We start from the raw sequence: 13,366 nt of genomic DNA, 5'->3' as shown, positions 1-13,366 counted from the left end.
TCCTGGCGCGCGATCAGCCCGGGCTGGGAACCGGCTTCACCGGAAAGGTGGTGGCCGGCGCTGCGGGGTTCAGCGGCGCGGCCGGCCGTGGCGCTTCGGGCGCCACGCTGGGCGCCTCGGGTTCTTCGCCGCCCTGACCTTCGAGGAAGCGGTCGAGCAGCGCAAAGAAGCGGTCGTAGAAGAGTTCGTCGGTCAGCGTCTCGCTGGCCACCTTGACCATCGCGTCGTCGCTGCCGGCAAAAGGCAGCGAGAGCGAGCCGAAGGCGCCCACGCCCACGCTGGCCGAACTGTTGACCTTCTTGATGCCGTAGCGGTCCTGCAGCGCGGTTGCAAACGCCACGGTGCTGCGCTTGCCGGGCTTGCCGCCTTCGCGCGCGCACACCACGCGGAACTCGACCTCGACATGCACCTCCGAGGCCGGCTGGAAGCTCTTGCGGCCCGTCACCAGGTCGGTGTTGGCGGCGTTGATCATGTAGCCCTGGCTCAGCAGCGCGCGGCGTGCGGCCTCGCAGGTCTGGGCTTCGGTGGCCGCGTAGGTGCGCGTGTGGGTGGTGGTGGAGTCGAACTCCTCGGTCTCGTAGGAAATGCGGTGCGTACTGCTGCCGCAGCCGGCGAGCACCAGGGCGGACAACAGGCTCAGCACGAGAACCGGAGCGCGAAGAACTGAAAAAGCAGAAGAGAGATGGGGGTGCATGGTCGTCATGAAGCGGCGGCGGCGAATGCTAACCGGCTGGCCTTGCGGCGCCGCCGGCGAGGATTCGAGCATCGCGCCGCGCCGGCGTTCCCCGGAGCGCAGGAGAATTTTCAGGACCAGTGCAGCACGAAGTCCGCGCGCACTCGCGTTGCGGCAATCAGCCGTGCATTGGGCGCATCGGTGCCGGCCACCCATTCTCGCGCGGCCTCGGGGCTGCGGCCGAACTGCTGGTGCCGCCTCAGCAGGCGCTCCTCGCGCACCGCATCGTCGATGTCGACATACCAGACCTCGTCGAGCATGGCGGCCGCACCGGCCCATGGGCCGGCATCGTGCAGCAGGTAGTTGCCTTCGGTGATGACCAGTTGGGTGTGCGGCAGCACCGCGATCGCGCCGGCGATCGGCTCCTCGATCTCGCGGCGGAATTCGGGGGCGTAGACGATGGGATCCGTCGGCCCCTGCTCGCGCAGCCGCTGCAGCAGTGCGACGTAGCCGGCGCTGTCGAAGGTGTCGGGAGCACCCTTGCGGTCAGCGCGGCCGAGCCGTTGCAGCTCGACGTTGGCCAGATGGAAGCCGTCCATCGGCACGACCTGCGCGCGGTCGGCGCCCACCGCCTGGAGCAGCGCCGATGCCAGCGTGGACTTGCCCGCACCGGGCGCGCCGACCAGGCCGAGCAGCTTGCGCTGCCCGCTGGCGAGCAGGGCCTGCAGGCGGGCAAGACCGTCTTCGGGAATGGAGGGAAGTTGTTGCTCGAGGGTGGTGCTCATCCCCCCGAGCGTACAACCTTGCTTCAGCGAATCAGGGATACAGTCCGCGCTCCTGACGAGCCATCAGGATGCGCTCGCAAGCGACCGCATAAGTGGCAGTGCGCAGCGAAATCTTGTGCTTGTCGGCCGTGTCCCAGATCTGGTTGAGCGCGTTCATCATGATGCGGTCGAGCCGCACGTTGATCTCGTCCTCGTCCCAGAAGAAGGACGAGAAGTCCTGCACCCATTCGAAGTAGCTCACCGTCACGCCGCCGGCGTTGCAGATCACGTCGGGCACCACCAGCACGCCGCGTTCAGCGAGGATGTCGTCGGCCGTCGGCACCGTGGGGCCGTTGGCGCCTTCGAGCACCAGCTTGGCCGTGGTCTTCTGTGCGCGCTCGGCAGTGATCTGGCCTTCGAGCGCAGCCGGGATCAGGATGTCGCAGGCGGTGTCCCAGAAGGCTTCGTTGGGCACCACGTCGCCGCCCTTGAAGGCGATCACGCCCTCCTTGTTGGCCACGGGAATCAGCTTCGAAAGATCGAGGCCGTTGGTGTTCACGATGGTGCCGGTGTGGTCCTGCACCGCGACGATCTTGGCGCCCGCTTCCGCAAAGAGTTCGGCCGCGACCGAACCCACGTTGCCGAAGCCCTGCACCGCAATGCGCGCGCCGCGCAGGTCCATGCCCAGGCGGCGGGCCGCTTCGCGCCCGGTCACGAACACGCCGCGGCCCGTGGCCTTGACGCGGCCCAGCGATCCGCCCAGGTGCAGCGGCTTGCCGGTGACGACGCCGGTGGCCGTGCCGCCGGTGTTCATCGAATAGGTGTCCATCATCCACGCCATGATCTGGCCGTTGGTGTTGACGTCGGGCGCGGGAATGTCGGTGTGCGGGCCGATGATGATGCCGATCTCGCTGGTGTAGCGGCGGGTGATTTTTTCCAGCTCCTGCAGCGACAGCTTCTTCGGATCGACGCGGATACCGCCCTTGGCACCGCCGTACGGCAGGTTCACCGCGGCGGTCTTGATGGTCATCCAGGCCGACAGGGCCATTACTTCCTCGAGCGTGACATCGGGGTGGAAGCGCACGCCGCCCTTGCCCGGGCCGCGGCTCATGTTGTGCTGAACGCGGTAGCCCTCGAAATGGGCGATGGTGCCGTCGTCCATCTCGATCGGCACGTCGACGATCAGCGCGCGCTTGGGGCGCTTGAGCGTTTCGACCCAGCGGGCCAGCGGGCCGAGGTACGGCACCACGCGGTCGACCTGCGAGAGGTAGGTGCCCCAGGGGCTGTTGGCGGTCGGATTGACGAAGGAGAGCTTTTCACTCATGGGAATCCCTTGGTTGGTCGGATGGCCGCAACGATAGACCTCTCGCGCCCGGCGCGCCATGGCTTATGCGCGCCGCGATGGCGGTTATGCAAGAGAGGTTTGACCTTGCGGGCGCCGCGCACAGGCCTGCCGTGCGCGTCCGAGAACAAAGGAATTCCCTGTCCCGCCTCCCTATGCAACAGCGCTCAGCAGCGCGGCATTGCCTCCGGCTGCGGTGGTGTTGACCGTGACCGTCTGCTCGGCGCAGAACCGGTACAGATAGTGCGGCCCGCCCGCCTTGGGCCCGGTGCCGCTGAGCCCTTCGCCGCCGAAGGGCTGAACGCCGACGACTGCGCCGATGATGTTGCGGTTCACGTAGATGTTGCCCACATGCGCGCGCGACGCCAGCGCCTGGGCGCGTGAGTCGATGCGGGTCTGGATGCCGAGCGTGAGGCCGTAGCCGAGCGCATTGATGCGCTCGATCACCGCCGCGGGTTCGCTCAGGTCGCCCGTGCCCCAGCGCGCAATCTGCAGCACCGGGCCGAAGATCTCGCTGGTCACGCTGGCGATGGAAGACACCTCGTAGGCCTGCGGCGCAATCAGGTTGCCGTCCGCCAACGTTGAAGCAGAAGCCGGCGCGAGAAGGCGCTTCGCCTCCGAATCCAACCGCTTCAGGTGGCGCCGGATGTTGTCGGCGGCTTCGCGGTCGATGACCGGCCCCACATCGGTCGACAGCAGGGCCGGGTCTCCGGCGGCCAGTTCCCCGGCCGCGCCGCGGATCATCTCGATCACCGCATCGGCAATGCCCTCGTGCAGCACCAGCAGCCGAAGCGCCGAGCAGCGCTGTCCGGCCGAACGGAACGCACTCTGCACCACGGCATCGACCACCTGCTCGGGCAACGCGCTCGAATCGACCAGCATCGCGTTGATGCCGCCGGTCTCGGCGATCAGCGGCACGATGGGGCCGTCCTTGGCGGCCAGCGCGCGATGGATGATGCGGGCCACCTGGGTCGAGCCGGTGAACACCACGCCCGCCACCCCGGGCGCCGCGACCAGCGCGGCGCCCACTGTTTCGCCCGGACCATGCAGCAACTGCAGCGCCTCGGTTGGCACGCCGGCTGAGTGCAGCAGCTTCACGGCTTCGAGCGCAACGGCCGGCGTTTGCTCGGCCGGCTTGGCCAGCACCGTGTTGCCCGTGGCGAGCGCGGCCGCCACCTGCCCCATGAAGATCGCGAGCGGAAAATTCCACGGGCTGATGCACACCCAGGGCCCGCGCGCGATGAGCCGCAACTCGTTGCTCTCGCCCGTGGGGCCGGGCAGCGCCACGGGCTGCATGATGCGCTCGGCCTCGTCGGCGTAGTAGCGCAGAAAGTCGACGCCCTCGCGCACTTCGGCGACCGCATCACCCCAGGTCTTGAAGGCCTCTTTCACCAGCAGCGCGCAGAAGCGCGGCAAGTCACGCTGCAGTGCATCGGCGGCCTGGCGCAGCATGGCGGCGCGCGTTTCGACCGGCGTCGTGCGCCAGCCTTTGAAGCTGGCGGCGCTGGCCGCAACGGCTTTCGGCGCGGCGGCCGGGTCGAACTCTGCAACCCGGGGCACCGCGGTGGTCTCCAGGGCCGCAAGCAGCGGCGCGCGCATCGACTCGACGGCAAGGTCGGCGCCTTCGCTGTTGCGCCGCATGGGCGCCGGACCGTACAGCGCCGGCGGCAGCGGCAAGGCGGAGTTCGTCGGCTCGAGCCAGAGCGGCGACATGAGCAACTCGTCGATGTCCACGTCTTCGTCGCCGAGCTGATTCACGAACGACGAATTGGCACCGTTCTCGAGCAGGCGCCGCACGAGGTAGGCGAGCAGGTCCTTGTGCTGGCCCACCGGCGCATACACGCGCACCGGCGCGGCCGTGCTCTTCATGACTTCGCGATACACACCTTCGCTCATGCCATGCAGGCGCTGCAACTCGAACGGTGCCTGGGCCGCCTCGGCCATCTGCAGGATGGCCGCGATGGTGCCCGCGTTGTGCGTGGCGAACTGCGGATAGACGGCGTCGGACGCCGAGAGCAGCGCGCGCGCGCAGGCCAGGTAGCTGATGTCGCTGTGGTGCTTGTGCGTGAACACGGGGTAATGCGGCAGGCCCAGTTCCTGGGCGCGCTTGATCTCGGCGTCCCAGTAGGCGCCCTTCACGAGGCGGCACATCAGCCGCAGGCCGTGTTTGCGCGCCACCGAAGTGACGTGCTCGATCAGCTCCAGCGCACGCGTCTGGTAGGCCTGCAGCGCGAGTCCGAAGCCGCGCCATTGCGGCTGCTCGGCGGCCACGCGCACGGCCAGCGCCTCGAACACGTCGAGCGACAGTTCGAGCCTGTCGACCTCTTCGGCGTCGATCGTGAGGTTGAGGTTGGCAGCGGCCGCAAGCTCGCACAGCTGCCACACGCGCGGCACCAGTTCGCGCATCACACGTTCGCGTTGCGCGTCTTCATAGCGCGGATGCAGCGCGCTGAGCTTGATGGAAATGCCGTCGTTGTGCTCGGGCGAGCGTGCCGCATCGGCACCGGTTGCGATGGCGTTGATCGCATGCGTGTAGCTCTCCAGGTAGCGCAGCGCATCGGCGTCGGTGCGCGCGCCTTCACCGAGCATGTCGTAGCTGAAGCGCAGGGCGCCTTGCTTGCGGTGTGCCGAGCGGGCCTCGTCCATGGCTTCGGCGATGGTCTGGCCCAGCACGAACTGGCGCCCGAGCAACTGCACCGCGCGCAGCGTGGCGGCCACCACCGTGCGCGCACCGAGCTTGGCCATGAGGCCGGGCGGGTGGTCGCCTTCAGGCAGGAACTTCTTCGACATCGCAATTGCGGCCGAGGAGAGGCGTGACAGCGTGGAATCGGCCGTGCCCTCGAAATCGGCGCGGCCCAGTTGGTCCGCCGTGAGCGCGATAGCCGTAGCGGCGTCGGGCACGCGAAGCAGCGCCTCGGCCAGGCGCATGAGCGCCAGCCCCTCGGCACTGGATATCGGGTATTCGCGCAGCAGGCTTTCCATGGCCCAGAACGGCGGCGGATGGCGGCGCACTGCCTCCACCCACGGCGTGGCCGTGGCGGCCGCGGCGGTCCAGTCGAGGGCGCCAGCCAGCGTGGCGAGGCGGTGCGAGACGACGTCGGCTTCAGGGCGGTAAGGGATGGGCAGGTGCATGGCAGTTCCTTGGTTCTATCTCCTATGGTCTTTGGATATAGGCTGAATCTTTTGCCAAAAAACAAGAAGCAAACCGGATAATTCACCAATGCCCGACCTGGACCTGGACCGCATCGATCTCCGGCTGCTGAAGATTCTTCAGGAAGACGGACGCATCACCAACCTCAAGTTGGCCGAGGCGGTGGCGCTCTCGCCCACCGCGGTGCTGGCGCGGGTGCAGCGGCTCACGCGCGACGGATTCATCCAGGGCTACGAGGCGCGGCTCGACCCGCACAAGCTCGGGCGCGGCCTCACGGTGTTCGTGGAAATCCTGCTCGACCGCACCACCGCCAACGTGTTCGACCAGTTCAAGGCAGCCGTGCAGGTGCGCGACGAAATCATGGAATGCCACATGGTCGCGGGCGGCTTCGACTACCTGCTCAAGACCCGCATGGCCGACATGGCGGCGTACCGCGAGTTCGCGGGCACGGTGCTGTGGCAACTACCCGGCGTGCGCGAAACGCGCACCTACGCGGTCATGGAAGAAGTGAAGAGCAGCGCACGGCTGCCGCTGAGCATCTAGCGCGCGAAAACCGCGAACAAAGGGTAGCGGCAGCGCCACAAAGCGGCGGCCACTCAGTCAGTCGTGTTTTCCATGAAGAAGTTGGCAACAGCGCCGCCGTCTTGTCGTCCGTCGCCTATCGCACAACCTGCCGAGGCTGCCCCGCCTTGTATAAGCATTTCCTTATTAATAGGGAGATGGCGCAGGATATGAGCAAAAGCAAGGTACTTATCGCGTTGTTGATACTTCCGGGGGTCTTGGCAGGTGGCTGGTTTCTCTCCAATTACCTTGTTCTGCTCATCCTCGATCTGCCAAATACACCGCCGGCCTGGAACACGTGGTGGCAATACATTCAGGCGGCAGACCTGCCGCAGTACGCACCCTACGTTCCCAAGATCAAGCTCAGCGGCGCCATAGGCTTCGGCGTACCACTGCTGGGCTGGGCCGCCTTGCTCATTCCGCTCTTTCGAGCCGAGGCCGAATCCCTGCACGGCGACGCCAGCTTCGCCGAACTCTCCGATCTCAAGAAAGCCGGCCTGCTCAAGCAGACCCCGCAAAGCATCCTCATCGGCAAGTACAAAGGCCGGTACCTGTGGCTGGGCGGCGCCCAGCACGTGATCACCGTCAGTCCGACCCGGTCAGGCAAGACCACCAGCATCGCCATCCCGGTGCTGTTGTCGTATTTGCACTCGATGGTCGTGCTCGACCTCAAGGGCGAACTGCGCAAGGCCACCAGCGGCTGGCGCGGGGCACAGGGCCACACCATCTATGTGTGGGCCCCCTACGAGGACCAGGGAAAGACCCATCGCTTCAACGCCTTCACGCTGCTGGTGGGCATGGATGCGGGCAAGCGCATCGGCGAAATCCAGACCATCGCCGCCATTCTTTACCCGGACGAGCCCGGCAAAGACCCTTTTTGGACGAGCCAGAGCCGCGCCGCCTTCACCGCCTTCGCCTCCTACATGTTCGAGGCATGGGACCACTGGAGTCGGATCGTCGGGCACGCCCAGGACCCCAACACCAGCGAGAACTTTCCCAGTCTCGAGCGCATCCTGCGCCTGTCCAGCGGCACGGACGGCAAGGGCACTTTGGCGATGCTCAAGGGGATATTGGACAACCCGCAACAGTCCAGTTTCGTCAGCGTGCAAACGCGCACCGTCTTTGGCAACCTTGCCGGGCTGGCCGAGCAAACCTTCTCCTCGGTGATCGCCACCATGCAGGCGCCGCTGCAGCAGTTCCTCAGTCCGGTGCTGGCCGCTGCCACCAACGCCACCGACTTCGACATCACCGCCATCCGCAAACGCCCGACCACGCTGTACGTCGACATTCCGACCAACAAGCTCGATGAAAGCGGCAGGCTGCTGAACATCTTCTTCAGCAGCGTGATTGGCAACAACCTTGGCAAGCAGCTGGGTGAAGAGCCCGATTTGAAGTACCAGATGCTCATGCTGATGGACGAGTTCACCGCCATGGGGCGGGTGGATGTGTGGGCCACGCGACGGAGCAAGGACGGCATGCTCTCGAACAGGGTGGATGAAATAAGACGGTGCACCTTCGTTGCGGTGTGATTGCAACGGGGTTTTCATGTCACGGATTTAGATCGCGAACAAGCGATCTGATGGCGAGGGGTTGCCAAAGCCTACGGGATTCTTCCATCACCGTTAAGGGAAGGCACCTACCGATACCCCGCCATCGACCGGCTCATTCATATCTACAAGTTGCATCGCGGCGCGCTGAGCGCTCTGCACAAATGACACGCACCAGGTCGTCCAGGACTTCCTGGACACCAAGAACGGTGAGCCGAAGTTTCCAAAAAACTATGAGGATCCCGCGGAACTGCCTGCGCAGAAGGACACGGATCGGTATGTCCTCGCGCGTGTGTGGGATGTAGAAAAGCATCGGGAAGTTGCGCAGATCAAGGGGCCCGGATCGTCGTTGTACGGGGGGGCGCACAAAGGCATGTGCTGGCTTAACTCCAACCCTCTGAAATTGGCGCTACTTCGCAATACAGCGGTGGTGATCTATGAGCCAGTTACCGGTGAAATCCTTGATGAGAACGGCCTCAGGTTCCCGTTCTCGGACAAGCCAAACTTCAATCGCAGCTTTGAAAAGATGGCTTGTAATTCAGCAAGAGATGAGATTGCGTTGGATGGCGGCCCGCTGATGAGAAAGGCTCCCGAATTCGGCTTCCCCTTGAACAGCGGCGCCACTCCGATCGTGGTGGTCGATCTTGAGCGCAAGGCGATCAAGAAAGTCCTGTTCAGCGCCACGCCCCTGAACGGCGTGGCCTACAGCGCGGACGGCAGCAAGCTCGTGTCCTTCGGCATGTCGCCCATTCGGGTATGGGATGCGAGCAAGGATTTCGCAGCGCTGGGCGAGATCGAAAACCCGCCTCAACTGGACTGGGTTCGCGCACAGCGCACCCCTGTCGACCTTCTTCACCCTCCACCCGATGCGCCCCGTGGTAACTCGGGCGACTTGACTGCCATTCCTAACTCGGACGTCATGGTCGGCGTAGCTTCGGACTTTCATTTTTGGGACACGACGCAATGCCGCATCGTGGCAACGGTGCGCTCGCCACGCGACGTATCGCGCCTTGCCGTGCACAAGCCGAGCGCCACGCTGGCAGCGGCGGTAGTCAACCGGGTTCATTTCTATCGAATCGATGCTGCGGCTTTGCAGCGGGCCACCAAGGAAGAGTAAGTAAGCACGAGAACTTTGACCACGGCCCAGTTGCTGGGTCTGAAACGCACAAGCAGATACGGGACCGCCTGTGGAATTTCAGTGCCTTCCGGCAGCCCTCACGCATATGGATCGTCACATCTTAAAACCCAATACCAATATGAAAGCAATTAAACCGAAGTCCGTTTCTCATCCGAAAATTTTGTTCTTTTTCCTGATTGGCGCAATCTCAATTGCCACAGGATTCATTGCATTCAAGCTTGATCTTTTAATTGCACAACAAATAACGCTCAGGCTACTTCAGACCACGCCAACCATAGCCGAGAACGCGATACTCGTGGAATTATTTCCTTTCAAAGTTTTTGCAATTGCAACGACATTTGTTTTTATTCCACTCTTACTTGGCTGGTACTTTCGAGCAAGCTTCGCCAAATATATATTGGCAACGGGTGGGCTTTTTTTAATATCAGCCCTCGTATCCTTGAGTATTTTGGCGGCGTACAAAGGTTACATGCAGACAGAATTAAAATTTACAACCACCTCGGGACTCTCTTCCTCTATAAGCAAAATTACTTCGATGACGCGCGGCCAGATTACGGCGGTGACGGACGTGCCTATCGCAAAAATGATCTTGAGCGGTCCGCTGATGATTGTTGTTGGGGCTTTGCTATGGATCAGAGAAAAGAAATCCAGCACTGCGTGATTTAAACCAACTCTCAGGGAGGACCTAATGCAAGAACTATCTACGGCCAAATTACTTCGTCTGACCCGTGTTGACGGGCTGACAGCCCCTCCCGTTGGATTTGTCGCAGTGCGCGCCGATCGACTGGATGTACAGAACGCTCGGATCAGCTACCAAGCCTTTTTCAACCCCGCGACCAACGAACTGGTAATCGGCGGCACGCCGAAGCCGCAGATGCTAGTGCAACCGGGCCAGGCCCCGGAGGATGGCAAGGAGCTCGGAATTTTTTATGACAGTCCGAGGTCGCCAACGGGCGGGCTCAGCGAGGTTGCTGTTCCTGTAACTCAAACTGTGGCCCTGGTTCATCGGCTGACCGCGACCGACGAAAGTCCCTACCCCAACGCCACCGTCAGCTTCGCAGCCGAAGGTGCAGTCGGCCTCGCCTTCTCCGCAGCCTCCTATGAACTGCGAAACGGTTCCGTCTCAGTCAGCATTGGCAGCACCGTCACCCTGAACGCCTGGACGGGCCACTGGACCCCCGACGGCAGCGCCGACACCGGCGTACTCGATGTCCGCACGCCTCGACCGGCCAACGGAGATCCCGCATGGGGATTGAAATGGAAGCCGGGCGGCGTCGTCGCCGCAGTGAACACCGGCAACGCCCTGCTGGCGGGCGGGCTGGCCGATATCGGCACCCAGGGCGCGATGGCCACGGCCGAGTCGCTGACCGGCAAATTGGGCGGCCGCTTTCTCGGCGAAGGCGCCGCCTGGATAGCGGACAAGCTCGTCGGCAAGGGCGCCGAGGCCTTCACGGAACCGGCAGTCGACGCCGTCGCGGGCGCCGCGGCCAATTACGTCGACAGCCCCTCGCGGGTCGTCAAGGCATTGGGCTGGCGGGCGAACCTCACGCCCGCCGAAACCGCCCAGGTGCTTCAGCAAGGCATCGGACTGGGCCAGTGGAACGTCATGCACGGCCTGAGCCCCGCGGGCTACGCCGTCGACGGCACGTATTACGAGAACACCGGAGCCGCCACGGTCGCCGGCGCGGGCAGCACGGCGGAAACCCGGCAACCCGCCGTGCAGGTCACCACCTGGCGCGACGATACGACCGGCGCCATCATGGAGGCGCGCATCTCCGGCCAACGAGTGGACGATCAGTTCCAGGCCAGCACATCGAGCATCTTCGCCTCGGGCATGGACACCGCAGGGCGCATGATCCTGAAGGGGAGCGCGGCACAAAGCGTGGCCGACTACCAGATGCGCCCCGCTGCTTCGACGGCCTCTGGGGGCGCAACGCCGCAAGACCAGGCTCTTGCACCCGTGGTGGTGGAAGCTGGAAGCGGTCTCGGTACCTACACCACCGTCAGCATCCAGACCCACGCCAATGGCGCGGCAAGCTTCGACTTCGTGGGCGAGGACGGCAGCCGCGCGTGGGTGGTGCACGATGCGGAAACTGGCCACCGGACCGTGACCCTCAACAGCGGGCAGGAGGTGGAAGGCGAACCACGCACCGTCATCTATGAACTTGACCGGAACGGCAGGCGCGTCGGGCACGAGCGCTACTTCGACGCCGCCGGTAAGCCCGTCAACGAGCAGGGCGAGGTGCAGGCGCCGCAGGCTGCTCCTGCGCAGCAGGACCCCATCCCCCAGTTCACCACGCACGAATCGCGCATCGTGCCCACGCCCGGCGGCATGAGCTTTGCCGAAGCGCACCGGCGCCGCGACGAGCCCGAGCAGATTTCCCCGGGCTCGTTGCGGCCCGTGGGCAAACTGGATGTATCCAATTTGGACAAGAGCAGCCCGTTGTACCGGATGCACCTGGCGCAGGAGCAGGCCCATATGCGCGACCTGGAGATTGCGCTGGCGCAGGACAGAGAGCGGTTCCGGAATGAGCCGAGCCCCCAAAGGACGCTGCAGCCTTTGGTGGAGCGCCCGCAGGAGCGTGTGCCGGAACAGGCGCCGGTCCCAAGCCGAGGAGAGCATGCGGTGGCGCCTGCGGCACAGGCGCATGTCAGCCCTGCTCGGCCGGCCGCTGACGCCGAGGCGATGCACTCGCCGAAAAACCAAGTTTCAACCCACGCCTCAGTGGCGGCCCCGGTGCACTCGAACCCTCAAGGCGATGCCGCAACCCTTGCGGCGGTGCAAGCCCAGGTGGCCGCAGCGCAAGCCCAGGTGGCCGCAGCGCAGGCCCAGGCAGTTGCGGCGCGGGCCGAATTGGCCCAGATGCACCAGCAGATGGCACGCATGGCCGCAGAGCGCGGACACGACAGTCTGGAGCGGCGTGATGAGAGGGATCAGAGGGAGACGACGCAACTCAAGCACAGCCGCGACACCCGGCAACACCTGGTGGCTGCCGCGCACGGCGAGCAGCTATCCGCAACTGCCGTGGCTGATGCAAGCCGGCCGTTGCTGCGCGATCTCAGCGACCCGGGCCATCCGCAAAATGCGCTGTACAGCACCCTCAAAGACCTCCTCCCGAAGGGCACCTCCGAAGAACGCCTGGCCCAAGGCACGGCCGCCTGCCACCGGTCGAGAATTACGGAGAAAGACCTGTCGGGTATTTATATTGGCGACCAGTCGGTGGCCTTCGCCTCCCGCTCGCTCTTTGCCGTGCCAGCACAGATGGACATCAGCCAGCCCGCACCCAGCGTTCAGCAGAGCGATCAGCACATCCAGCAAACCGACCAGCAGCGGGCGCAAATAATGAGCGAGATTCGGGCACAGGCCGCAGCGCAAGCCAACCAGCAGCAGGGGCCGGCGCTGGGCGGCCCATGAGGGACGGCGATGCGGTGAAACCGGCGATCAAAGCGTCAAGAACATGCTGCAACGCTAGCGCCGGACGGGTCGTCAGGCAGGTTTTCGCGGCCGGCCGCCGAAGATGGCTGTGCCGATGCGAACCATCGTGCTACCCGCGCTGACGGCCGCTTCGAGGTCGGCGCTCATGCCGAGCGAGAGCGTGTCGATTTCGATGCCCGCGTCGCGAATGGCGTCGTAAACGGCGCGGGCGCGCAGGCACAGTTCGCGCTGCGCGGCGAAATCCGGCGCCGGTTCGGGAATGGCCATGAGCCCGCGCAGCCGCAAATGTGGCAACGCCGCCACAGCGCGCGCAAGCGGCAAGGCCTCTTCCGGAGGCACGCCGGATTTGTTCGCGCCACTGTCCACATTGATCTGCAGGCACACCTGCAGCGGCGGCAAATGCGACGGCCGCTGCGCCGAAAGCCGCTCGGCAATCTTGAGCCGGTCGATGCCGTGGACCCAATCGAAATGCTCGGCCACGGGCCGCGTCTTGTTGCTTTGCAGAGGGCCGATGCAGTGCCACTCGAGCTCCGCGCGCAGATCCGACAGCGCCTCGATCTTGTCCAATCCCTCCTGGACATAGTTCTCGCCGAAGGCCCGCTGGCCCGCCCCATGGGCCTCGCGCACGGCCTCCGGGCCGAAGGTCTTGGACACCGCCAGCAACCGGACTTCGGCCGCGTTCCGCCCCTCGGCGGCGCAAGCCTTTGCGATCCGGTTCTTTACTTGCTGGAGGTCGTCGCCAATCATCGTCATA

The 13,366-nt window shown here is 64.7% G+C and carries 10 protein-coding genes; 5 read left to right on the top strand and 5 right to left on the bottom strand.

The features are described 5' to 3' along the window. Positions 1–13: 13 nt before the first annotated feature. The 4 genes from QFZ42_RS28085 to QFZ42_RS28070 all read right to left on the bottom strand — a co-directional run bounded on the left by QFZ42_RS28085 (position 14) and on the right by QFZ42_RS28070 (position 5,911). Entirely contained in the window at positions 14–703 is a 690-nt protein-coding gene (locus QFZ42_RS28085; RefSeq protein ID WP_307704102.1) for a DUF2242 domain-containing protein, read from the bottom strand. Positions 704–804: 101 nt separating this feature from the next. After that, entirely contained in the window at positions 805–1,458 is a 654-nt protein-coding gene (locus tag QFZ42_RS28080; protein WP_307704101.1) for a nucleoside/nucleotide kinase family protein, read from the bottom strand. Between the two features lie 31 nt (positions 1,459–1,489). Then, positions 1,490–2,761: a Glu/Leu/Phe/Val family dehydrogenase gene (locus tag QFZ42_RS28075; RefSeq protein ID WP_307704100.1), complete on the bottom strand. Its 1,272-nt coding sequence runs from the start codon at positions 2,759–2,761 to the stop codon at positions 1,490–1,492. A gap of 171 nt (positions 2,762–2,932) precedes the next feature. Further along, a complete protein-coding gene (locus QFZ42_RS28070; protein ID WP_307704099.1) occupies positions 2,933–5,911 on the bottom strand; it encodes an L-glutamate gamma-semialdehyde dehydrogenase in 2,979 nt (992 codons plus the stop codon). Between the two features lie 88 nt (positions 5,912–5,999). Here QFZ42_RS28070 and QFZ42_RS28065 point away from each other — a divergent pair, with 88 nt between their 5' ends. The 5 genes from QFZ42_RS28065 (at position 6,000) to QFZ42_RS28045 (ending at position 12,591) form a co-directional block, all read left to right on the top strand. Beyond that, positions 6,000–6,473, top strand: a complete 474-nt coding sequence (locus QFZ42_RS28065; RefSeq protein WP_307704098.1) for an Lrp/AsnC ligand binding domain-containing protein — start codon at positions 6,000–6,002, stop codon at positions 6,471–6,473. Between the two features lie 146 nt (positions 6,474–6,619). Continuing rightward, positions 6,620–8,020, top strand: coding sequence for a type IV secretory system conjugative DNA transfer family protein (locus QFZ42_RS28060; RefSeq protein ID WP_307704097.1), 1,401 nt, complete (start codon positions 6,620–6,622; stop codon positions 8,018–8,020). Between the two features lie 391 nt (positions 8,021–8,411). Next, a complete protein-coding gene (locus QFZ42_RS28055) occupies positions 8,412–9,155 on the top strand; it encodes a hypothetical protein (RefSeq protein ID WP_307704096.1) in 744 nt (247 codons plus the stop codon). 106 nt (positions 9,156–9,261) lie between these two features. Next, positions 9,262–9,837: a hypothetical protein gene (locus QFZ42_RS28050; protein ID WP_307704095.1), complete on the top strand. Its 576-nt coding sequence runs from the start codon at positions 9,262–9,264 to the stop codon at positions 9,835–9,837. Between the two features lie 27 nt (positions 9,838–9,864). Continuing rightward, positions 9,865–12,591 (top strand): hypothetical protein, encoded by a 2,727-nt coding sequence (locus QFZ42_RS28045; RefSeq protein ID WP_307704094.1) that lies wholly within the window; start codon positions 9,865–9,867, stop codon positions 12,589–12,591. A gap of 72 nt (positions 12,592–12,663) precedes the next feature. On the opposite strand, the gene QFZ42_RS28040 is transcribed toward QFZ42_RS28045, so the two are convergent. After that, complete coding sequence (locus tag QFZ42_RS28040; RefSeq protein ID WP_307704327.1) at positions 12,664–13,365, bottom strand: YggS family pyridoxal phosphate-dependent enzyme; 702 nt, start codon at positions 13,363–13,365, stop codon at positions 12,664–12,666. Between the last annotated feature and the right edge of the window lies 1 nt (position 13,366).

Source organism: Variovorax paradoxus (genome assembly GCF_030815855.1).
Classification (GTDB): domain Bacteria; phylum Pseudomonadota; class Gammaproteobacteria; order Burkholderiales; family Burkholderiaceae_C; genus Variovorax; species Variovorax paradoxus_M.
Note: the sequence above shows the minus strand (reverse complement) of the source record. Positions and strands in the feature narration are given on the sequence as shown.

Bases quoted from the DNA above. Each gene is read 5' to 3' on its own strand.
- QFZ42_RS28040 (WP_307704327.1), bottom strand. From the start codon at position 13,365: ATGACGATGATTGGCGACGACCTCCAGCAAGTAAAGAACCGGATCGCA.
- QFZ42_RS28045 (WP_307704094.1), top strand. From the start codon at position 9,865: ATGCAAGAACTATCTACGGCCAAATTACTTCGTCTGACCCGTGTTGAC.
- QFZ42_RS28050 (WP_307704095.1), top strand. From the start codon at position 9,262: ATGGATCGTCACATCTTAAAACCCAATACCAATATGAAAGCAATTAAA.
- QFZ42_RS28075 (WP_307704100.1), bottom strand. From the start codon at position 2,761: ATGAGTGAAAAGCTCTCCTTCGTCAATCCGACCGCCAACAGCCCCTGG.
- QFZ42_RS28080 (WP_307704101.1), bottom strand. From the start codon at position 1,458: ATGAGCACCACCCTCGAGCAACAACTTCCCTCCATTCCCGAAGACGGT.
- QFZ42_RS28085 (WP_307704102.1), bottom strand. From the start codon at position 703: ATGACGACCATGCACCCCCATCTCTCTTCTGCTTTTTCAGTTCTTCGC.
- QFZ42_RS28065 (WP_307704098.1), top strand. From the start codon at position 6,000: ATGCCCGACCTGGACCTGGACCGCATCGATCTCCGGCTGCTGAAGATT.
- QFZ42_RS28055 (WP_307704096.1), top strand. From the start codon at position 8,412: ATGTGCTGGCTTAACTCCAACCCTCTGAAATTGGCGCTACTTCGCAAT.
- QFZ42_RS28070 (WP_307704099.1), bottom strand. From the start codon at position 5,911: ATGCACCTGCCCATCCCTTACCGCCCTGAAGCCGACGTCGTCTCGCAC.